Origin of the sequence: Psychrobacter sp. Pi2-52 (assembly GCF_904846705.1) — a bacterium.
Lineage (GTDB): Bacteria > Pseudomonadota > Gammaproteobacteria > Pseudomonadales > Moraxellaceae > Psychrobacter.
Genome location: NZ_CAJHBS010000022.1, coordinates 20,378 through 41,492, shown reverse-complemented (window position 1 = coordinate 41,492; position 21,115 = coordinate 20,378). Strand labels below are relative to the sequence as shown.

Below are 21,115 nucleotides of genomic sequence, written 5' to 3'. Positions count from 1 at the left end.
CAAATATAGCTGTATTACGAGTTGTTACCACGGTTACCGCCGTTTGGACGACCTTGACCACGGCTGTCAGAACGACCAGCTGGACGGCCTTGGCTGCCGCTTGGACGACCGCGACCAGTTGCAGCACGCTCACCACGTGGAACGCCATTGCTATCACCGCGGCTTGGGCCACCAGTGCGCTTACCTTGATACGGCTTACCACCTGAACGCTCATTTGGTTTGCCAGATGAATCACGTGGCTTACCTTGATAACCACTGTCGTTGCTAGCGCGTTGACCAGTTGGAGCGCTGTCGCTTGAACGACCGCGGCCTTGACCACCACCGCTAGATTTACCAGCATAGCCACCGCCTGAACGACCACGGCCTTGACCGCCACCGCCGTTAGAACGACCACGACCACGGCCACGACCATTACCTTTGTTTTCGCTAGGTACGTAAGTTTTCTTAGGCTCCATACCTTCGATAACACATACTTCCATTTTGCGATCTAAATAACGGTTGATAGCGTTAAGCTGTGGACGATCATCCATGCTACATAGGCTGATAGCAACACCAGTACGACCAGCACGACCACAACGACCGATACGATGGACGTAATCTTCAGTCTGACGCGGCAAGTCATAGTTGATAACGTGCGAGATAGCTGGGATGTCTAGACCACGAGCAGCAACATCAGTCGCTACTAGGATTTTTACTTTACCATTACGCAAGTCTTGAACGATACGGTTACGCTTGCTCTGTGGCAAGTCACCATGTAGGAAGCTTGCTTTATGGCCTGCTTCTTGTAACTGTTTAGCCAGTTTTTCAGTGCTACGTTTGGTAGCAGCAAAGATAATGATCTGTTCCATATCTTGTTGGCAAACGATTTTGTCAAGTAAACGGTTTTTGTGATCAAAATCATCACAGTAGTACACTTTTTCTTCGATGTGTGCAGATTCTACTTTGATTGATACGCGCTCAGGGTTCTTAGTGAAACTGGCAGCGATTTTACCTACTGGGCCATCCCAAGTTGCTGAACACATGATCGTTTGACGATCGATTGGCGCTGCACGAAGGATGTCACTGATGTCATCAGCAAAACCCATGTCTAGCATACGGTCAGCTTCGTCAAGTACCAATACTTCTAGGTTTGACAAATCAACGCGACCTGCATTGATATGGTCAAGTAGACGACCAGGAGTTGCAACGATTACTTGAACGCCCTTTTTCAAAGCAGTGATCTGACCGTTGTATGGTGCGCCGCCAACTAGTGGTACACAAAATAGACCGCGCATATCTTTAGAATAAGTGCGAACGCTGTCATGTACTTGCTGAGCAAGTTCACGCGTTGGCGTTAGGATAAGTGCTTTGGTTAGTTTGTCAAAGCTAGTAGCACGGCTCAAACGGTCAAGTACAGGGATAACGAAAGCCGCTGTTTTACCACTACCCGTTTGCGCTGACAATAAAAGGTCACGACCAGCTAGAGCAAAAGGAATGGCTTGTTCTTGAATAGGGGTTGGATTGGTATAGCCACTGCGATCAAGCGCAGTAAGAATTGGCTTAGCAATGCCAAGATCAGTAAAAGTGATTTTGTTTTCTTCAGTGGCGTCAGTAGCAGCCGCTTGAGTATTGTTATCAGTATTTGGAGTGTCAGTGCTTTCGATGATGCCGTTTTCAGCGGCGATTGCAGATAAGATGTCAGTCATAAGAATCCTTGGTAAGTATAAGTTGCTGTAAATTCAGCAAACTTGATGCATACCACTGATAACCGTTCACCACGCTGCTCTTATTAGCATTACCGAGCAATATAAAATTGTCGATAATTAGAAACCAAGCCAATAGAGCTTAGCGTCTTTATAATAAATGCGTTCGTGCTGTCTGACGTATTTTGGTGGTAGTGCCGAGTGTCTTATCCTTGCTTGATATACGCTCATTATCAATGCTTTGTCCAAAGCAGATAAAGGCAAACAGCAACCAATCTAGACCCTAGTTATAGGCCAGTAGATAAGATATGAGTCAAAAATAACTGATATTTTTAAAGGTTATTTAAGTACACAAAATCATCGGCAACAATTACTTATGGTCATCCTAGACCCAAAATCGCAGGCGATGTTATCAATCTCATAATTCACGAAAGCCTAAGCTAACGTGGCGACGCAGTATAGCACAATAAAAAAATATATGTACCTATTTCTTCAATTACTGAGTAAATAAGCACTAACAGTGTTGATAATAAACAAGTTTAGTTGTTTTATTTAATAACTACAGCAGAATTGAATAACTAAAGCAAATGAGCTATTCACTATTTATCTATCGTACTACTTTGACTTCTGTTACATAAGTAGGTAGCTGCCATGCCCCGCCCGCCTCGATTAAGCGGCAAAGTCCAGTGGTGCTTTCATGGCTTTTTTCAAATGCACGGCCCGTCCATAGCCAATCGGTTTTGCTCATGCAATCACCGATGCCGCGACCTTTTTGTACAGAGGTAAGCTTGCCTTTATCGTAGCCAGTAGCATTGGTCGTAACCAACGTTGGCTTATAAGGTTTACTATCATTGAGCACCCAAACCCCTGCTCCAGCGTTATAAGCGCCTGTCCAGCACTCATGCTGTGCCAACAGCTGAGAGCCATTTAGACGACTGATACGCCAAGGTGATTTGTCTGAAAGGTTGGGACAAACGCTGTCTGCATCTTTCATTGTGCCTTTTACCAACGCTGCCAACTGAGAGGACCTCATTACAAACTTTTTGTCATTACCATCGTCCGCTTTGGCGCTTGGAACGATGAACTGCAGTACTGGCGCGGCTTTGGGAGGTAATATACCACCACTAGATTTAGCAGCATCGTCATTTTTGATAAAAGCACTGGATGTACCAACGCGACCTTGGAACTCATCGGCTTTTAGCATAGCAGCACTGGCACCTTTGTCAGAGAGCTGCCAACGTGAATTGCGCAAGGCCAACGTAATCTTGCTAGATTTGGTCAAAGCTTCTAACAATGCAGTTACCTGCGCTTGAGTAAGCTCAGCGTTACCTGCAGCGGCTGAATATGGCTTCGTCTCACCATAATCCTTGTCATTAATAAACAACGAGATGCGATGACGATTACCAAGCTGCATTAAGGCTTTAGACGAGCTGTCCTTTGCTCCGCCAAGCTTTACTTTACCATCCACGCCAGCATTCGCACCTGCGCGGCGTACGAGCAATATAGAAACCGGGAACTCGCTGTTATTCTCTGCTTGATACCCTGCCAGCCGGCACGTACGCGTATTATCACAAGCGACTTGCCAGTCTTGACTGGTAAACTCAGTCGATGTACTGGCCATACTGGTGGTACTAAATAAAGCGGTACTAAGCGCTACAAGTACAGGCAGTAATATTTTATTTTTTATCATATAGGTGGGTTGTTCTTTTATTTTTTTAGGTATGTTTTCTGAATAATGCTCTACAGTGATGTTTTTGGGATCTTTATTAGACTGGGCACTATCTTCATAGCTATTGTCATCATAATTATTATCGTCATAGATAATGCCTGACCTACTAACACCAGTTAAATCAGCGCCTCTTGATAGCGACATATCGTTTATATAATTATTGTCTTTCATAATCATCACCTTTCAGTAGAAGAAGTATAAACACCTGTCTATTGTAATGGTGCTCGGCTATCTTAACGCACTAGTGTTTCTATCTGTTGTACTAATGTATCATTGTGTAAAGACAAAGGGAAGACCTAGCATACGTTATATTCATTTTTATGAATATATAAAAAGGCTGATAAGCTATTTGCTTATCAGCCTTGCTGCTGTGTTTAAGGTTTATTTATGCTTAAAATGTACTGTTAGATCTAAACTGTATTGAGTACTTAGTTTAGTCGATTGGTTTTAGCTCTAGCGCTACTGCACGTTTGACCGCAGGACGTTCAGCGATTTTCTTAGCCCAACGCTGCAAGTGTTTGTAGTCTTCTACTTGTAAAAATTCTGCTGCATCATAGAGCTTACCTAGTGCCAACTGGCCATACCAAGACCAGACAATCATATCCGCAATGTTGTAATCAGATTCATTATTGCCGCATAGGTACTCATGATCTTTTAAATGCGTGTTTAATACATCGAGCTGACGCTTGGTTTCCATCGTATAGCGGTTGATTGGATACTCTAAAGGTTCAGGCGCATACGCATAAAAGTGACCAAAGCCGCCACCTAAGAAAGGCGCGCTACCCATTTGCCACATAATCCAAGACAGACAATCTGCTCGCGCTTTGCCAGTAGCCAGTGGCAGAAATTTATCAAACTTTTCTGCTAGATACATTAGGATAGCGCCTGACTCAAAGAGTGCTATCGGCTCCCCCGCTGTATCAGTAGAATGATCGACCAAGGCTGGAATCTTTGAATTGGGGTTTATCTCTACAAACCCTGAGCCAAACTGCTCGCCTTTAGAAATATCGATTTTGTAGGCATCATATGCTGCCCCATCAATACCAAGCTCTGCCAGCTCTTCTAATAGTATGTTTACCTTGACACCATTTGGTGTATTTAACGAGTACAGCTGTAACGGGGCATCACCAACGGGCAGCTCTTTATCATAGCGAGCTCCAGACGTTGGACTATTAATACTAGCAAACTTGCCGCCGTTGTCTTTATCTTGCGTCCAAACTTTTGGTGGTACGTATTTATTATTATCTTGACTCATAATTTATCCTAGGTTTGTATTTATGACTGCCGCGAAGGTTTACTATAACGAGAACTCGTAACGATATTAAAGTCCTCTCTTGTAATCAATGTTGTGTTTCTACTGCTAAAGTAAAAAGAGACGAGCTATTAGCACGCATCGAATTTCTTGTCTTATTTCGCCTCTTTTCCTTTTTAGCAATCCTTCGCATCGTTGCTCTTATATAAGTTATCTTATATCAGTTACTTTGAGTCACTTTTATTATGAGTTAAGCTTTCTTATACTACTCAGCTTGCATAGTGATCTGTTCGCAAATCCGCTATTTTCTTACTTCATAACGAGACGTTCAATGGGACTCACATGGTAACGCTCACCCCGACTCAAGATAAATATCTGCCTTATGTACTAGCGGTAGCGCTATTTATGCAAATTTTGGACGCCACTATTTTAAACACCTCGTTGCCACAAATGGCACAGGCGTTGGGTGAGTCGCCACTAAAGATGCAGTGGGCTGTCATCAGCTATGCATTGACCTTGGCGATTTTTATCCCTATCAGTGGTTTTTTAGCGGATAAATATGGCACACGCCGCGTATTTTTATCCGCGATCATCATTTTTTGTATTGGCTCATTACTGTGTGCTACATCGCAAACGCTAGATTTTTTGGTTGCCTCACGTGTGGTACAGGGTATCGGCGGTGCCATGATGACGCCTGTCGCTCGTTTGATATTGGTTAAGTCTTATCCGCGCAATAAACTGCTCACTGTGATGAATTTCGCTGTGATACCTGCATTGGTTGCACCATTAGTCGGTCCAGTATTAGGCGGCTATATCGTGCAATATGCCAGCTGGCATTGGATATTTTTGATCAATATACCGATGGGCGTGGCAGGTTTTATTATGGGCAAAAAACTGGTGCCAGCGCTATATGAAGATACTAAGCGCCTTGATTGGACAGGGTTTGTATTGTTTGCCGCCGCTGCTTGCGGGTTCACACTGGCTGTCGAGTTTGGTTCACAGACAGGTCGCGGGGTTTATGGGCTATTACTCGGGTTGGGCGCAAGTCTATTGATCGGTGCGTACGTCTGGCATGCCAAACGGCGAGCAGCTCCACTATTTCCACTGAGCTTGTTTGATATTCGCACTTTTCGAATTGGTATTACAGGCAATTTGTTCACGCGGCTTGGTATCAGTGCAGTACCATTTTTGCTACCTCTACTACTACAGGTGGTATTTGAATACTCACCTTCGCAGGCAGGTTGGCTACTTGCCCCGATTGCAGTGGGTGCTATAGGCATCAAACCTTGGGTTAGCAAGATTATTCAACGGTTTAGCTATCGCAAAGTACTGGTCTACAATACCTTGTTTATGGGTTCGCTTATCATTGTACTAGCGCAGTTTAACGATGCGTCGCAGTGGCTATGGTTTATACCCATCTTGACCGTCATGGGTGCCTGCAACTCTATGCAGTTTAGCGCGATGAATACGATTACTATTGGCGATTTACAGGGCACACAGACTAGTAGCGGTAATAGCTTAATGGCGGTCAATCAGCAGTTGGCGATTAGCTTTGGTATTGCGTTCGGTGCTGCTGTGTTGAATCTATTACGTGAGCGTCTACAGATGGATACGTTAGTGGCGTTCCAAACCACTTATTGGATATTGGGCATTTTGACCATTCTCTCGGGGCTGTATTTTTTACGTCTAAAACCTGAGGATGGCCGCGGTTTATACTAGGGTGTGTCTTCAATCGAGATAAGCTTTCTATTGAGTGAGATTTTACGTACGGCAAGTCTCTATTCTGTATAGCCAAGATGTTAGAAATGTCTTATCTATAGACAGAAAAAAGCCAGTATGCGATTGGATTATCAATCTCATACTGGCTTTTTTTATTATGACTTACATTAATAGCAAATACTATTATGCGTCATCATCACTCATTTGCGATTGGATGTAGCGTTCTACACCAATACTTTCTATCAAGTCTTGCTGCGTTTCTAACCAGTCTTCATACTCTTCATTGCCATCTTTTAGCGTGACTAATAGCTGGCGGGAGACATAGTCAGACTTTGTCTCACATAAGGTGACAGCATCAGTAATAATATCGAACTTTTGTCTCTCAAGACGTAGATTGCACTCAATGATTTCTGGTACATCTTCGCCAACCAATACTTTGCCCAGTTCCTGCAAGTTTGGCAAGCCGCCCAACAGTAAAATACGAGCGATCAGGTCGTCTGACCATTTCATCTCAGCAATAGATTGCTTATATAATGAGTCATTAAGCGCTTCTAGCCCCCAATGACGTGCAATACGGGCATGCAAAAAATACTGGTTGATGGCAATCAATGACTGCCCAAGTACTTTGTTTAACGCGCGAATAACTTCTTTATCCCCTGTCATTACCTTTCTCCCTTAATCTCTGTTATTTATGCTAAATACTGTGAATGCTACTTATATGTAGGATGATATCAGACAATATTAGGAGTGACTTCAGCCATTTGGCTTTGTAGGTAATTCGGTAGACCAATCATGTCGATGAGACGGAGCTGCTGCTCAAGCCAATGCGCATGATCTTCTTCGGTATCTTTCAACTGCTCGACCAACATCTCACGCGTGACATAGTCATGCTCTGCTTCGCAAAGTGCGATGCCTTCTTTTAGATGCTTTTGTACTTGGTACTCTAAATCTAGGTCAAACTGCAACATCTCAGGGACAGTCGCACCAATATGGATAGCGTCGACCGACATCTTTGGCGTGCCACTCAACATCAAGATACGGCGAATGATATTCTGTGCGTGTAGCGTTTCGTCTTCCATTTCATGATGGATACGGTCGTATAACTTGCCATAGTGCCACTCAGCGTACATCTCTGAATGAATAAAATATTGGTCACGAGCGGCAAGCTCACCACCTAGTAAGAAATTCAAATAATCAATGACTTTCTGGCTACCTATCATAACGCGTACTCCCCTATTTATTTTTACCGATCACCATACATCCACAATTTATCATATAAAGATAGCATAATTGGCAAACTGATCAGTAAAATCAAAATCAATAAAATGGCTTCTAATCTTAGGTAAATATAGTAGCATACAGGCGCAGTATAGGGTGTAACGTTATGAACTAAGAATAAGATGCTAATTGAGAATCATAATTAGCTACAACTAGTATTGATATGTGTTATGTAACATGTTGGCGTTTGAGTGAGATTATATGGACGCTTGCACCCGACCCTTTAGGTATAATAAAGTTAGATGCAGAATATTGAATATATTTTATCGTATTATATTACAAGGTATATAATTGATAACATTTAAACAGCGTATGCTAGATTGTCGAGTTTTGCATGGTGTTCGTCTAGGTAGTCATTGACCATCGGCTCACAACAGCCACAGCACGTTGCTACATCGAGCGTATCTTTTAGACCATCGAGCGTATCAACACCTGCAGCAATAGCTGCTTTGATTTGCTTTTCTTTTACGTTGTTGCAGATACATACGTACATGGATTGGCTCCTCGGAATACCACTATTCGATAATGACGGCATACGACACTTATATAAAAAACTTTTGTGATAAGTGTCATTGATAAACGGATAATTTACTGTTTTCTAGCAATTGAAAAGTAGTCGTTGAAATCACGTTTATCGCTTGCAGTATAATAACGATAATTATTATCATTTTCAATAACATTCGGAATATTTTTTGGTAGAAAGATTACTCATATATCACAAGCAGTTCATTTGTGTAAGTGGATATAAGAGTGCGTGTAACCGAATATTGTCAAAGGTAGTAAATTGACGATGAACTGTAAATTTGCTTATTTTTTAATCGATTTTATAGATGACTGCTGTTATATTGAACCCCTATTAACGAAGCCCATTGGAATTCTCCTATGTCTGATAATAATTTTACGATACGACCTATCGATTTATTCAAAGTCCTATCTGATCCGACACGTCTAAAAATATTTCAAATTCTTTTTAAAAAAGAAGCACGTTGCGTGGGTGATTTGGTAGATATGCTTGACCAGCCACAACCGACAATATCACGCCACCTAAACCATTTGAAAAAACTGGGTATTTTGAGCTGTGTACGTGATGGTACTTGGATGTGGTATGAGGTCGCTGATGATTTACCAGATTGGTGTCAAGATATCTTAGACATCACCTACGAGCAAATCACTCCTAGAGGCACTAGTAGAGATGTATCGGATCTTGCTTAGAAGCTATTGTCCGCTTGGATTTTTAGCTCTTTGACTGCGCTTTATAAAAGGCGCTTGAGACAATAGATCTGCGGCAATGCTCCAGACCAAAAAAGACCTACTTTCGTAGGTCTTTTTTTTGCTCAACTATTGATAATTCGACCTAAATTGCGCTAGGTCAAATACTTATACAAGATCTAAGAAGTCACTAATAAAGGCATTGGCTGGCTGGTGTATCAGCTCCTCTGACGTTCCTACCTGCTCTACTCGGCCCTGATTCATCACGACGATCTCATCTGATACCGCACGTGCTTCTTCTTGATCATGCGTTACCATGATACTGGTGATACCAAGCTCGTGGTGGATGTTCTTTAGCCATGTGCGCAGCTCTTTACGGACTTTGGCATCTAGTGCACCAAACGGCTCATCTAGCAGTAGTAGCTTTGGTTTAACAGCTAGTGCACGTGCTAGTGCTATGCGCTGGCGCTGACCACCTGATAGCTGATGTGGATAAGCATTGGCAACTTGTGGTAGCTGTACAAGGTCTAAGAGCTCTGCCACACGCTTATTAATATCAGCCTTGCTCGGGCGTTCGTTTTTTGGCAATAAGGTCAATCCAAAGGCTACATTGTCCGCGATGTTCTTATGGCGAAACAAGGCGTAATGCTGAAACATAAAGCCAATATGGCGCTTTTGAACTGGGGTATTGGTCACATCCAGCTCATCAAACAATACCTGTCCCGAGTCAGCATACTCTAGACCCGCGATAATACGTAGCAAAGTGGTCTTACCGCAGCCTGATGGACCTAGTAACGTCGTCAGCTTGCCAGTTGGCACAGTGATATTGATATTATCTAAAGCGGTAAAATTGCCGAATTTTTTATTAACGTTGCGAATCTCAATGCTCATAATCGTATCTCTTATTATATCTTTTGTCGTATCGTGGCAAGTAGCTGAGTAGCGACTGCATCCGTAGTATTAACATCATTTATTAGCTAATGGCAGTTATACCTTGCCAGTACTGTCCGCACTCGTCGATTCAGTGGCGGCAGTGGCATTAGCACTCACTGGCAGCTCAGGTGCGCTGGAAAGCCGCTCAGACTTGGCAAATTTACGCTCTTGTATCTTGGTCATGACTTGCTGAATCAGTAGCGTCACTAAGGCAAGTGCAGCCAATATGCTCGATAAGGCAAACGCAGCGGTAAAGTTATAATCGTTATAGGCAATCTCAACCAATAGCGGCATGGTGTTAGTCTCGCCGCGAATGTGACCAGATACCACGCTGACCGCACCAAACTCACCCATCGCGCGAGCATTGGTCAAAATCAAACCATATAGCAGCGCCCATTTGATATTAGGCAATGTCACATGCCAAAAAGTCTGCCAACCAGTCGCACCTAAGGTTAACGCTGCTTGCTCTTCAGAGTCGCCTTGAGTCTGCATCAATGGGATCAGCTCACGTGCAACAAAAGGAAAGGTCACAAACAACGTTGCCAAAATGATACCAGGTACTGCATATATGACCTGAAAACCCATACTCTCAAGCCAGCCGCCTATAGTAGAGTTTAGTCCAAACAGTAGCACAAACATCAAACCTGCAACCACTGGTGATACCGAAAATGGCAAATCAAGCAAAGTAGTGACCAGCTGCTTACCTTTAAACTGGTAACGCGTGACCAACCATGCAATTGCGATGCCCATTACCATATTAATCGGTAAGACAATGCCTGCCGTGATAAGCGTCAGCTTGATGGCTTGCAAGGCTTCAGGGTCTACTAATGAAGCAATATATAACTGCCAGCCATTTTTAAAGGCTTCGTAAAACACAGCCAGTAATGGAATGACCAACATGACAATCATAAATAATACTGCAATGGCAATAAAGGTGCGACGTATCCATGGCGTATCTTTGGTCGCGGCGTTGCTTTGGTAGTCGTAGCTATTAGATATTTGCATATTAGCGAGCTCCTACACGGCGCGACAGTTTCCACTGCATGATATTGATGGTCAACAAGATAACAAATGATATGAGTAGCATAAATAGTGCAACCGCAGAAGCCCCTTGAATATCAAACTGCTCAAGCTTACTGATAATAATGAGCGGCAAAATCTCAGACTGCATCGGAATATTGCCTGCGATAAAGATAACTGAGCCATACTCGCCAGTGGCACGGGCAAACATCATACCTGCACCCATCAACAAGGCTGGCAATAACTCCGGCAAAATCACTTTACGAAAAGTCGTCAAACGATTGGCGCCCAATACTGCAGCGGCTTCTTCAAACTCTACTGACAGCTCAGCAAGTACTGGCTGCACCGCACGGACAATAAAGGGGAAGCTCACCACAACCAGTGCTAGCCAAATACCTATCGGCGTAAAGGCAACCTGAATATCGAACTTGGCAAACCATTGACCAATCAAGCCATTAGGTGCATATAAAGTGGCAAGCGAGATACCTGTAACGGCCGTTGGTAGTGCAAATGGCAAATCGACTAAGGCATTAATCAGTGACTTACCCCAAAACTCATAGCGGACAAGTACCCATGCCACCAACGTACCAAATACCATATTGGTCAGCATCGCCAAAAACGACATCCATAAGCTTAGCTTGATAGCAGTAGTGACTTGCGGCTGGGTAATGGTTTCCCAAAAGCCCGTCCAACCCATCTGCGTCGTGGTATAGGCCATCATGGCAAACGGTAGTACCACCAATAACGACAAGCTAAAGACAGTAATACCCATGCTCAGACCGAACCCGGGTAACACATTGCGCTGACGCAAACGGGTCAGCCAACCTTTTTTGTTGCCGGGCTTACTGGCAGAAGAAGATGTTGCACTCATAGTGATGTCCTATTGCCTAACTGATGGTACTTAGCGAGGGTGCTCACTGTAAGACCATTATTACCATTGTTATCAAAATTATTATTGGTCGGCTTATGATATAAAGGACATAGTGCGTACGACCATGTCCTTTATGGGGTGCTTCATGACTGACTGTACGATTAACTGAGTTAATCCGTTTCAGTGTTTAGCGCAGTAGCTAATCTAAGTACTCAGCAAGTGATTACTGAGGCGCGTTAATTGCTAATTGGTCAAATACACCGCCATCACTGAAGTAAGTGCTCATGATCTCATCCCATGTGCCAAAGGCATCGTTCGGGCGGAAAGTCTCAACAGGCGGTAACTTGTCACCGTTTTTGTCAAGCACGCTCTTAACGCTAGGACGTAGATATAGATTGGCCGCTAGCTGCTGAGCAGGCTCACTCCATAAGTAATCAAGATACGCTTTGGCAGCGTCTGTAGTGCCTTTTTTGTCTGTTACCGTCTTCACAACTGCCACAGGGCTTTCTGACTTAATTGAGTATTTTGGATAAACGATGTCTACTTGACCAGCACCAAAATCAGTTGCTGCAAGGTTGGCTTCGTTCTCAAACGTGACCAACACATCGCCGATACCGCGCTGTACGAAAGTCGTTGTCGCGGCACGTCCGCCGTTTTCATAGACTTTGACATTTTTTAGCATGTCTTTTACGTAGCCTTTAGCTTTCGTTTCATCTTTATTAAAAGCATGTAGACCGTAACCGTATGCACCTAAGAACGCATAACGACCGTTACCTGTGACCTTTGGATTGGCCATGACGATCTCAACACCATCATTGGTCAAGTCTTCCCAGTCTTTGATGTTTTTTGGATTGTCTTTACGTACCAAAAATACGATCGTACTGGTAAACGGAACCGCATTGTCTGGGAATTTACTTTCCCAATCTGACTCAACCAAGCCTTTTTTCTCAAGCAGCTCAATATCAGACCCTTGGTTCATAGTGGCAACATCGGCTTGTAGACCGTTGGCAACAGACAGTGCCTGTTTGCTTGAGCCGCCATGTGACTGTTTGATTAGGATATTGCTGTCTGGGTTTTCAGCTTTGTAGTGCTCAACAAACAACGGGTTGTAGTCTTTATAGAAGTCACGTGCCACATCGTATGAGACATTAAGTAGCTCGATATTTTGCCCTTCTGTCGTCGCTGAACCATCAGCTGCGGCCTCAGTAGTCTCACTGTTGCTACAGCCAGCTAGACCCAATGTCAAAGCAACGCTAGCAATACTCAAGGCACTAAGAGTTTTACTTTTCTGTTGATAACGAGCTACGTCTGTCATAAATACCTCAAAGATGTCTGTTGTGTAATGCAAGTATGCTAACAGCGCCATCTTATTATGTTTAATGATGAATATGCGTATGTTATTGCCAAAAGGGAATAACCAGTAAACAAAGCCAGATATATCAATAAGTTGTTAAAAGAATCTATATGTATAACTGACTGTTTGTTTATTGATGGTTTTAATACTGGCATGCGCTCTATCTATCTTGTCCGTGTTTTACTGAAAGCAGCTAAGATAGATAGTTTTATAAATCAAAAACCAATGGCTACTTTGTGCTTGCCAGCTGATCGAAACGGCCACCATCTACAAAGAAAGCATCCATAATCTCTGCCCATGAGCCAAACACTGCCACAGGTTCAAACGTCTCAATATCAGGCAAAGTATCTTTATGAGCAGCTAAAATTTGCTCATCACTTGGACGCATATACATTTTTGCCATGAGCTCTTGGGCAGGCTTGTCCCATAAGCCTTTCAGATAAGCATTAGCTGCTTCTGTCTTACCAGATTTTTCAGTCACTGCCGTTACGACCGCTACTGGGTTGGCAATCGTAATTGAATAGCTCGGATATACGATGTCGACGTTACCCTTTGCAAATTGCTCTGCAGTCAAATGTGCTTCGTTTTCGGTCGTGATCAGCACATCACCTAGACCACGTTGAGTAAAGCTGGTCGTTGCGGCGCGTGCGCCATTGTCATAAGTGACCACATTTGCCAGCAACTTCTTGATAAAACCATTGGTTTTTATAGGGTTTTCATTACTGCTTTCTTTGAACTGGTGCAAGCCGTAGCCATAAGCACCCAAGAAGGCATAACGCGCCGTACCACTGGTTTTCGGGTTTGGGATGACCACATCGATATCATTACGGGCCAAATCCGACCAGTCTTTGATATTTTTTGGATTACCAGCGCGAACCAGTAGCACCATGGTACTGGTGTATGGCACGGCATTATTTGGTAGTGCTTGTTGCCAGTCAGCAGCGACTAAGCCTTTTTCCACCAACAGATTCATATCGCTCTCTTGGTTAAAGGTCACCACATCCGCTTGCAAACCATTGGCAACAGAGAGCGCCTGCTTACTAGAGCCGCCATGTGACTGATTGATATTTACTTTGCTGTTTGGGTGAGTCTTCTGATAGTCGGTACTAAATAAAGTGTTGTAGTCTTTATAAAAGTCGCGAGACACATCATAGGAAACGTTGAGTAAATTTACATCTTGCGTCTCGCCACTTGCATTATTCGTCGCGTCATCTTGCGTCGCTTCTGTTGGACTGCAGCCTGTCATTATCATCGCTGCTGCGAGCATGCCGCTGGTGGCAAGTACACGCGCTTTTACAGGCTTGTTATTAGTTGATTGAATGCTAGCAATGCTGATTTGTTGGAATTTTTTTTGCATGATGCTCTCGATAAAAGTATTAGAAGCGTTTTGTCAAAATCTTGACCATCATCACAGAGCCTACAATCTTTTGAGTTCGGTTGTCGGGATGATGCAAGCTATGCTAGCAGCATAAATAGCAAACGCTTAGTGACGAATTAGCTTATCGACTAGTGAAGTTGGCATAAGTGATAGGAGCAATCGTTTTGCATCGTTAAGAATAAAAAGAGTTGAATAGTTGCTGACAGGTTTATTAAGTAGACTATGATTTGGGTAGGCTGTACCATTATTTTTACGTCATAAAGTTTGCTGTATCAATGATACTTTCATTATTACGATACTATGCAAACCTTACCCTCCTACTTGACCAAAGGCCCTTATATGAATACTTCATACCATCAATTTCGTTCTATTGTAGGGCTAATAATGATGACCTCTACCCTAGCTGCTTTAACAGGCTGTAATAGCATGTCGCCTACTTCGAATAGCGCTAACCACAGCACGGTTAAATCAGTTGCCAGTACAACATCTGCTTTGTCAGCTATTCAAAATAATGATTTTGGTGATAATGTCTCAGCAGACAAATTTTCAACAGATAAGGTTTCAGCGGATTACGCTACTGCCGACTACGACAAACGAGCACAAGGCTATGATTGGGTTGGCGTGATGGTAAGAGCAGATGGTGATCGACAGATTGACATTAAAGTTCGCTCACGCAGCGATATCAAAAAACCTACTTGTCATTTCGATGGTAAGGCAACACTCATGGGACAAGATACTGCTCACGGTACGATTTTCCAGGCAAAGGTAAATGATAGCACTGCTTTTTTCCAATTTAAAGACGACTCCCTCATCATCGACAGCCCAGATAAGTATGCACTGAACTATTTTTGCTCAGGTGGCGGCTCGCTTGCTGGAGAATATAAAAAGCTGGCAACAAATTTGGAGATTTAATAGACAGCGCTAACATGAGTTAAGGCGTGTTTTTCATTTCAAAAGTAGTGATAAAAACAAAAAGGTGCCAGACAATAAGTCTGACACCTTTTTTATGATTGGCTTAGTACGAGTTATTTATACTGATAATCTGCCCTTATACCGCAGATGCACCCGTTAATTTAACTTCAGCACGCTCTTCTTTTGCAATGCCAGCATAGTAGTCACGCAAAATTTGTAGTACTTCTGGACGGCTAAAGTTTTCTGGTACATCTTCGTCTTCTGATAGTGCTTTACGCAGCTTAGTACCTGACACTTTAACGTGCTCAGACGCGTCATGTGGGCAAGTCTTGTCAGAAGCCATCGCATTACAAGCATTACACCAGAACGTCCAGCCAATTTTGAGCGGTTGGGTGATAAGATCATCTTTACCAACGTGTTCAAAAATAGTTTGCGCATCAAACGCACCGTAGTAATCGCCGACACCCGCATGGTCACGACCGACAATCAGATGGCTACAGCCATAGTTTTGACGGAATAGCGCATGTAATAATGCCTCACGTGGGCCAGCATAGCGCATATCCAACGGATAGCCTGCTTGTATAACGGTATCTTGTCTAAAGTAGTTGTCGATCAAGGTTTTGATGGCTTCTTGACGAACTTCTGCTGGGATGTCGCCAGGTTTCAATGCGCCTAATAATGAATGAATCAGTACACCATCACAGATTTCAATCGCAATCTTGGCCAGATACTCATGTGAGCGGTGCATTGGGTTGCGCGTCTGGAATGCCGCCACTGTTTTCCAGCCTTTAGCATCCAAAATTGCGCGTGTTTCTGCTGGCGTTTTGTAGATTTCTGGATATAGTGCTGGGAACTCACCTTCGCTCAGCACTTCAACACTACCGGCAATATTGACGGCTTCTTGGTTTAATACTTGCTGTACGCCTGGATGCTCTGAATCCGTGGTCGTAAATACTTGCTGACACTCATGTTCTTTATCGATGGTATAGGTCTCTTCTACCGTCAAGATACCCATGACTTCGCCATCTTGAGCGACCAATGCTACTTTGTCGCCTTGGCTTAAATTATCTGCAGTCTCTTTTGGCGCAGACAAAGTGATAGGAATTGGCCAAAACAAGCCTGCGTTTTCACCGCTTTGCAAGCGCATGTTGTCTACCACACCCTGCCAGTCCGCTTGATTCATAAAACCATTTAACGGAGTAAAACCACCGATACCGAACATGATTAAATCGCCACGCTCACGTGAGCTTAAGGTGATGGTCGGCAATGTGCTGGCAAGCTCTAATGCTTGATCACGTGCTGCACCGTTTAATAATAGTGGCTTAAGCTCTGCACTACCATGTGGTGGAACCAGCTTTGATTTGAATTGGGATTGGGATTGGGTTTGGCTTTGAGTTTGAGACATATAGTTATTAAAACCTCTTATAAAAAGAATGGTTGGAAGAGATGAGCAAAAATGCAAAAGCGATTAAATGTACAAAACTGAGAAGAAAGCCGTCGCTAGATAATAAGTAGCGTACTAGCGACTGGGCATTAAATTTGATACGCATAGGCTACCTAACTTTCGTTATGAAAATTTATGCTGTGTTTGGATATGGATATGTCTGAAAGGAATTTATGTTTCTGGCTACAAGCTTATATGATGTATAGCTGAATTATTTACATTGCGAACGGCAATAAAACCTATTACACACGCAAATCATTTTCGTCGCTGATTTTAAGATTAAAAACAAAACTGAGATTACGTCATGTATCAATATAATTACGCTGACCAGACTTTGGTAGAGGAACGAGTTGCCCAATTTCGCGACCAAACCGAGCGGTTTTTGGCAGGTGAGCTTGCCGAGGAGCAGTACTTACCACTGCGATTGCAAAACGGCTTGTATATCCAGCGTTATGCGCCTATGCTCCGTATCGCCATTCCTTACGGCTTGCTTGCCAGCTATCAGCTACGCAAATTGGCTGAGATTACCCGTAAGTATGATAAAGGCTATGGGCACATGACCACCCGTACCAATATTCAGCTGAACTGGCCAAAACTAGAAGAAGTGCCAGACATTTTGGCTGAGCTTGCGACAGTACAGATGCATGCCATCCAAACCTCAGGTAACTGTATCCGTAATACGACAACGGATCCTTATGCGGGTATCCATAAAGAAGAAATTGCTGACCCACGCCCTTATTGTGAGATTATCCGTCAGTGGTCAACCTTCCACCCTGAGTTTGCCTTTTTACCACGTAAATTTAAAATTGCAGTCATCGGTACCGAAGCGGATCGAGCTGCGACGCAAGTCCATGATGTGGGTCTGCACGTCGTTACCAATGACGCAGGCGAGCTTGGCTTTGAAGTGATCGTTGGTGGTGGCCTCGGGCGTACCCCTATTATCGGCAAAACGATTCGCAAGTTTTTACCTCGTGAGCATTTACTCAGCTATCTCGATGCCGTTTTGCGCGTTTATAACTTGCATGGTCGCCGTGATAACAAGTACAAAGCCCGTATTAAAATTTTGGTTGATAGCTTAGGTGGCGATCAGTTTGGCAAATTGGTGGAGGCTGAGTGGGAAGCACATACTAAAGATGGCCCGCTTACCTTGACTGAAGAGAATTTTGACACCGCTGCTAGCTACTTTAGCATGCCTGATTATCAGTCATTTGATGCGCTCGCAGTACAATCAGAGTTGCAAGCACAATTGGCAGACAATAAAGATTTCGCTGATTGGTATAAGCAAAACACCGTGGCACATAAGGTGGACGGTTACCGTGCGGTAGTGATCTCTTTAAAAGCCGGACTGGTGGACGGTCGTTATGTGCCATCAGGTGACTTGAGTGATGCGCAAATGGATGCGCTTGCCGATTTGTCTGATCGTTATAGCTTTGGTGAATTGCGCGGTACGTATCAGCAAAATCTGGTATTCGCTGATGTGCAAACCAATGAGCTTTATGAATTGTGGCAGCAGCTATCAGATTTGCATTTAGCACGCGCCAATATCAACACCTTAACCGACATGATTGTCTGCCCAGGTTGGGATTATTGCTCGCTTGCCAATGCAACGACGCACAATATCGCTGAGCAAATCGAAAAGCAGTTTGATGATTTAGATTACTTGTATGATCTTGGTGATATTCGCCTAAACATGTCAGGCTGCATGAATGCTTGCGCCCATCATCACACAGGTGATATCGGCATCTTGGGTGTGGACAAAAAAGGCGAGCACTGGTATCAGATTAGCCTTGGCGGTAACTCTAGTAATGACGCCAAATTGGGCAAAATCTTAGGAAAAGCGGTGCCAGCGGATGATGTGGCCAGCACGCTACAAACCATTTTAGATGTGTATCTCGATATACGCGGCACTAACGAACAAGATGTTGAGGGTTTTGGTGACGTGATTGACCGCGTTGGTATCGCCCCCTTTAAGGAGAAGGTCTATGGCTAATCATCATGTGCTTGATAGCCATGGCGCAGACATCAGTGGCGAAGATACTTGGCAAGCGCTAGCGACAGCGCAGCTGCCTGACGGTATCGCGTTATCAAACCTGACCTTACTTGAGCTGTTACACAAACAAGAAAAAGTTGATGTACTTGTCCCACTAGCAGATTTATTAAATGCTGATGGCAAACTGGCAAACGGTTTGCTCGCGCAAGTATTGGATATCCTCAAGCAGCACAGCAGCCGATTGGGTGTGTGGATCACATCCAACACCGATGCTGATGATCTGCCTGATGTAAAAGAATTTTTATTGACGCAAGACTTGATCGTCATTCATGTCCCAAGTTTTGTAGACGGTCGCGGTTTTAGTTTTGCACAGACCCTGCGTCAGCTTGGTTATGAAGGTGATATTCGCATGGCAGGCGCGTTTGGTCGTGATCAAATCGCTTATTTGCTGCGCGCTGGTGCGACCAGCTTTGTACTCAATGAGCATGATGCTAAATCTGATATTAGCCAAGCCTTCACTGCCCTAGCCAGTAGCTATGATGGTCGAGACGCTTCAGCATTACCGATGTTCTCAAAAAACTGATTTTATTATTCACTATCAAATCGCTATTTTTATATTAACAATTATTAAGGAATGTATTATGAGCCAATTACACCCAAACCTAGATATCGACCAAGCAAACCAAGATTTGCAAGGTAAATCACCTGAGCAAATCGTTGAGTGGGCATTGACGCAAGCCAAAAACCCAATCATCACCACCAACTTCCGTCCTTATGAGTCAGCGATCTTGCATTTGGTTGCCAAGCAGCGCCCTGACATCACGGTATTGTGGGTAGATTCAGGCTATAACACCGATGCGACCTATCAGTTTGCCAACAAATTGATTCGTGATCTTGATCTCAACGTCGTGACGTATATTCCAAAACAAACCGCTGCCCATCGTGACGCCACCATGAATGGCATCCCAGGCATTGACAACCCGCAACATGGCGAGTTCACTGAACAAGTGAAACTTGAGCCATTCCGCCGCGCCCTTGCTGAGCTAAAACCAGATGTGTGGTTCAATGCTATTCGTAAAGACCAAACTGAGTTCCGCCAAGGTCTTGATGTACTTAGCTTATCAAAAGACGGCGTACTAAAGGTAGCGCCATTGTTTGAAAAAACAGATGCAGATTTGGATGTATACTTAGATGAGCACAACTTGCCAAACGAGCATGACTACTTTGATCCAACGAAAGTAGAAGAAAGCCGTGAGTGTGGCTTGCATACTCAGCTGTAATTTCAGCTGTTTATGCATTTGAAAAGCCCTTTCTTTTATTTAAGAAAGGGCTTTTTTCAGTTTTTCATTGGACTTAAAACTTTTTTTCTACACGTTTACCTTGTCTATTAATGTAGAACCATTCACCATCTTTTTTGACATAGGCGGTACCATCTTTAAAAGGATCAATAAATGGAATGTCATCATAGTCTAATTCAATTGCTACATCACCATTTTTGTCAATAAATCCATGCTTACCGTTATCATAGACAAGTGCTAATCCGTTAATGAAGGGGAAGACCATTGCATAGTCTAGCTCTTTGACTACTTGATTCGACCTATTAATGATCATAAACTTATCATCATTATTAACGACGGCTAAACCACCTGAAAACCAAGTCGCACTATAATATTCAATGGGTATCACGATATTATTTAGCCTATCTATAAATCCGAACTTTTCATTTTTTTCAACTGCTGCTAGGCCTTCTGTAAAGGAAATAGTAGAATCATATTCATAAGGAATAACTAACTTATTATTAATATCAATGTATCCATACTTCCCTTCGTTCTCAACTGCAGATAAACCTTCATTAAAACCCATTAAATCATCGTATATTATCGGAATAATTATCTGTCCCTGTTTATCAATGACTCCTCTTCTATTATCTACCCCAACCACAGCTAAACCATCTTCAAATGGATAAGTAAGGCTGTATTTGAGAGGTATAATAACTTCACCCTGCATATTAATGTATCCGGATAAGTTGTCCTTATGAACACTTGCTAGACCTTCTACAAAAGCAATTGGAAAGTCATACTGTGTTGGTATTTTTATCACACCTTGCTTATCGATGAATCCATACTTACTACCTTTTATTACGGGCGCGAGTTCACCATCAAACTCACAGTGTTCATCAAATACAACCCCATTTGGTAACTTATAACCTTCAGCCAACGCGCATTCTGCTAGTACATCTGAACTAACTAGCAACCCTAAAATCAGTCCGAAAAAGACAGTACTTGATTTTTTTAGTCTATTAAACGTATTGTTTTGACTCATTATGATGCCTTCATAATTGTTC

At 43.2% G+C, this 21,115-nt stretch carries 19 protein-coding genes; 6 read left to right on the top strand and 13 right to left on the bottom strand.

Annotation, left to right across the window (positions count from 1 at the left end; translation table 11 throughout):
* Window positions 1-14 precede the first annotated feature (14 nt).
* The 3 genes from JMY00_RS11340 to yghU form a co-directional block, all read right to left on the bottom strand.
* Window positions 15-1,685 (bottom strand): DEAD/DEAH box helicase, encoded by a 1,671-nt coding sequence (locus tag JMY00_RS11340; protein WP_201580219.1) that lies wholly within the window; start codon window positions 1,683-1,685, stop codon window positions 15-17.
* Between the two features lie 604 nt (window positions 1,686-2,289).
* Entirely contained in the window at window positions 2,290-3,582 is a 1,293-nt protein-coding gene (locus JMY00_RS11335) for a DUF1176 domain-containing protein (protein ID WP_240990738.1), read from the bottom strand.
* 262 nt (window positions 3,583-3,844) lie between these two features.
* Entirely contained in the window at window positions 3,845-4,666 is an 822-nt protein-coding gene (yghU, locus tag JMY00_RS11330) for a glutathione-dependent disulfide-bond oxidoreductase (protein ID WP_179799168.1), read from the bottom strand.
* Between the two features lie 339 nt (window positions 4,667-5,005).
* Here yghU and JMY00_RS11325 point away from each other — a divergent pair, with 339 nt between their 5' ends.
* Complete coding sequence (locus JMY00_RS11325) at window positions 5,006-6,382, top strand: DHA2 family efflux MFS transporter permease subunit (RefSeq protein WP_201580218.1); 1,377 nt, start codon at window positions 5,006-5,008, stop codon at window positions 6,380-6,382.
* 183 nt (window positions 6,383-6,565) lie between these two features.
* On the opposite strand, the gene bfr (JMY00_RS11320) is transcribed toward JMY00_RS11325, so the two are convergent.
* From bfr (JMY00_RS11320) to JMY00_RS11310, 3 genes are all read right to left on the bottom strand, one after another.
* Window positions 6,566-7,045, bottom strand: a complete 480-nt coding sequence (bfr, locus tag JMY00_RS11320; protein WP_057760255.1) for a bacterioferritin — start codon at window positions 7,043-7,045, stop codon at window positions 6,566-6,568.
* A gap of 68 nt (window positions 7,046-7,113) precedes the next feature.
* Complete coding sequence (bfr, locus tag JMY00_RS11315; protein ID WP_057760257.1) at window positions 7,114-7,602, bottom strand: bacterioferritin; 489 nt, start codon at window positions 7,600-7,602, stop codon at window positions 7,114-7,116.
* A gap of 359 nt (window positions 7,603-7,961) precedes the next feature.
* Complete coding sequence (locus JMY00_RS11310) at window positions 7,962-8,153, bottom strand: (2Fe-2S)-binding protein (RefSeq protein ID WP_101205900.1); 192 nt, start codon at window positions 8,151-8,153, stop codon at window positions 7,962-7,964.
* Window positions 8,154-8,542: 389 nt separating this feature from the next.
* Between JMY00_RS11310 and JMY00_RS11305 the strand changes: the two genes are divergently transcribed.
* Complete coding sequence (locus JMY00_RS11305) at window positions 8,543-8,872, top strand: metalloregulator ArsR/SmtB family transcription factor (RefSeq protein WP_057760261.1); 330 nt, start codon at window positions 8,543-8,545, stop codon at window positions 8,870-8,872.
* Between the two features lie 165 nt (window positions 8,873-9,037).
* Here JMY00_RS11305 and cysA read toward each other — a convergent pair whose 3' ends face one another.
* From cysA to JMY00_RS11280, 5 genes are all read right to left on the bottom strand, one after another.
* Window positions 9,038-9,760 (bottom strand): sulfate ABC transporter ATP-binding protein, encoded by a 723-nt coding sequence (gene cysA / locus JMY00_RS11300; RefSeq protein WP_082624600.1) that lies wholly within the window; start codon window positions 9,758-9,760, stop codon window positions 9,038-9,040.
* A 96-nt stretch (window positions 9,761-9,856) separates the two neighbouring features.
* A complete protein-coding gene (gene cysW / locus JMY00_RS11295; protein WP_201580217.1) occupies window positions 9,857-10,807 on the bottom strand; it encodes a sulfate ABC transporter permease subunit CysW in 951 nt (316 codons plus the stop codon).
* A 1-nt stretch (window position 10,808) separates the two neighbouring features.
* On the bottom strand, window positions 10,809-11,693 hold the full coding sequence (gene cysT, locus JMY00_RS11290) for a sulfate ABC transporter permease subunit CysT (RefSeq protein ID WP_201580216.1): 885 nt from the start codon (window positions 11,691-11,693) through the stop codon (window positions 10,809-10,811).
* A 223-nt stretch (window positions 11,694-11,916) separates the two neighbouring features.
* Complete coding sequence (locus tag JMY00_RS11285; protein WP_201580215.1) at window positions 11,917-13,008, bottom strand: sulfate ABC transporter substrate-binding protein; 1,092 nt, start codon at window positions 13,006-13,008, stop codon at window positions 11,917-11,919.
* Window positions 13,009-13,276: 268 nt separating this feature from the next.
* The gene (locus JMY00_RS11280) at window positions 13,277-14,404 is read right to left on the bottom strand and encodes a sulfate ABC transporter substrate-binding protein (RefSeq protein WP_201580214.1); all 1,128 of its coding nucleotides are present in this window, start codon (window positions 14,402-14,404) and stop codon (window positions 13,277-13,279) included.
* Between the two features lie 405 nt (window positions 14,405-14,809).
* Here JMY00_RS11280 and JMY00_RS11275 point away from each other — a divergent pair, with 405 nt between their 5' ends.
* Window positions 14,810-15,337, top strand: coding sequence for a hypothetical protein (locus JMY00_RS11275; RefSeq protein ID WP_240990737.1), 528 nt, complete (start codon window positions 14,810-14,812; stop codon window positions 15,335-15,337).
* A gap of 136 nt (window positions 15,338-15,473) precedes the next feature.
* Here the strand turns inward: JMY00_RS11275 and sat are convergent, their stop codons facing one another.
* A complete protein-coding gene (sat, locus tag JMY00_RS11270; protein ID WP_201580212.1) occupies window positions 15,474-16,742 on the bottom strand; it encodes a sulfate adenylyltransferase in 1,269 nt (422 codons plus the stop codon).
* 343 nt (window positions 16,743-17,085) lie between these two features.
* Here sat and JMY00_RS11265 point away from each other — a divergent pair, with 343 nt between their 5' ends.
* From JMY00_RS11265 to JMY00_RS11255, 3 genes are read left to right on the top strand one after another with little or no spacing between them, the layout of a single operon-like run.
* Complete coding sequence (locus tag JMY00_RS11265; protein WP_102093565.1) at window positions 17,086-18,771, top strand: nitrite/sulfite reductase; 1,686 nt, start codon at window positions 17,086-17,088, stop codon at window positions 18,769-18,771.
* Window positions 18,764-19,354 carry a DUF934 domain-containing protein gene (locus tag JMY00_RS11260; protein ID WP_201560870.1) on the top strand — a complete coding sequence of 197 codons (591 nt, stop codon included), beginning with the start codon at window positions 18,764-18,766 and terminating at the stop codon, window positions 19,352-19,354. The genes JMY00_RS11265 and JMY00_RS11260 overlap by 8 nt, the downstream gene beginning before the upstream one ends.
* A gap of 58 nt (window positions 19,355-19,412) precedes the next feature.
* Window positions 19,413-20,051, top strand: coding sequence for a phosphoadenosine phosphosulfate reductase family protein (locus JMY00_RS11255; protein WP_101205909.1), 639 nt, complete (start codon window positions 19,413-19,415; stop codon window positions 20,049-20,051).
* Window positions 20,052-20,124: 73 nt separating this feature from the next.
* Here JMY00_RS11255 and JMY00_RS11250 read toward each other — a convergent pair whose 3' ends face one another.
* Window positions 20,125-21,093 (bottom strand): WG repeat-containing protein, encoded by a 969-nt coding sequence (locus tag JMY00_RS11250; RefSeq protein ID WP_201580211.1) that lies wholly within the window; start codon window positions 21,091-21,093, stop codon window positions 20,125-20,127.
* Between the last annotated feature and the right edge of the window lie 22 nt (window positions 21,094-21,115).

Excerpts from the sequence above, each read along its gene's own strand:
- JMY00_RS11340 (WP_201580219.1), bottom strand. The coding sequence starts at position 1,685 with ATGACTGACATCTTATCTGCAATCGCCGCTGAAAACGGCATCATCGAA.
- JMY00_RS11335 (WP_240990738.1), bottom strand. The coding sequence starts at position 3,582 with ATGAAAGACAATAATTATATAAACGATATGTCGCTATCAAGAGGCGCT.
- yghU (WP_179799168.1), bottom strand. The coding sequence starts at position 4,666 with ATGAGTCAAGATAATAATAAATACGTACCACCAAAAGTTTGGACGCAA.
- JMY00_RS11325 (WP_201580218.1), top strand. The coding sequence starts at position 5,006 with ATGGTAACGCTCACCCCGACTCAAGATAAATATCTGCCTTATGTACTA.
- bfr (WP_057760255.1), bottom strand. The coding sequence starts at position 7,045 with ATGACAGGGGATAAAGAAGTTATTCGCGCGTTAAACAAAGTACTTGGG.
- bfr (WP_057760257.1), bottom strand. The coding sequence starts at position 7,602 with ATGATAGGTAGCCAGAAAGTCATTGATTATTTGAATTTCTTACTAGGT.
- JMY00_RS11310 (WP_101205900.1), bottom strand. The coding sequence starts at position 8,153 with ATGTACGTATGTATCTGCAACAACGTAAAAGAAAAGCAAATCAAAGCA.
- JMY00_RS11305 (WP_057760261.1), top strand. The coding sequence starts at position 8,543 with ATGTCTGATAATAATTTTACGATACGACCTATCGATTTATTCAAAGTC.
- cysA (WP_082624600.1), bottom strand. The coding sequence starts at position 9,760 with ATGAGCATTGAGATTCGCAACGTTAATAAAAAATTCGGCAATTTTACC.
- cysW (WP_201580217.1), bottom strand. The coding sequence starts at position 10,807 with ATGCAAATATCTAATAGCTACGACTACCAAAGCAACGCCGCGACCAAA.
- cysT (WP_201580216.1), bottom strand. The coding sequence starts at position 11,693 with ATGAGTGCAACATCTTCTTCTGCCAGTAAGCCCGGCAACAAAAAAGGT.
- JMY00_RS11285 (WP_201580215.1), bottom strand. The coding sequence starts at position 13,008 with ATGACAGACGTAGCTCGTTATCAACAGAAAAGTAAAACTCTTAGTGCC.
- JMY00_RS11280 (WP_201580214.1), bottom strand. The coding sequence starts at position 14,404 with ATGCAAAAAAAATTCCAACAAATCAGCATTGCTAGCATTCAATCAACT.
- JMY00_RS11275 (WP_240990737.1), top strand. The coding sequence starts at position 14,810 with ATGATGACCTCTACCCTAGCTGCTTTAACAGGCTGTAATAGCATGTCG.
- sat (WP_201580212.1), bottom strand. The coding sequence starts at position 16,742 with ATGTCTCAAACTCAAAGCCAAACCCAATCCCAATCCCAATTCAAATCA.
- JMY00_RS11265 (WP_102093565.1), top strand. The coding sequence starts at position 17,086 with ATGTATCAATATAATTACGCTGACCAGACTTTGGTAGAGGAACGAGTT.
- JMY00_RS11260 (WP_201560870.1), top strand. The coding sequence starts at position 18,764 with ATGGCTAATCATCATGTGCTTGATAGCCATGGCGCAGACATCAGTGGC.
- JMY00_RS11255 (WP_101205909.1), top strand. The coding sequence starts at position 19,413 with ATGAGCCAATTACACCCAAACCTAGATATCGACCAAGCAAACCAAGAT.
- JMY00_RS11250 (WP_201580211.1), bottom strand. The coding sequence starts at position 21,093 with ATGAGTCAAAACAATACGTTTAATAGACTAAAAAAATCAAGTACTGTC.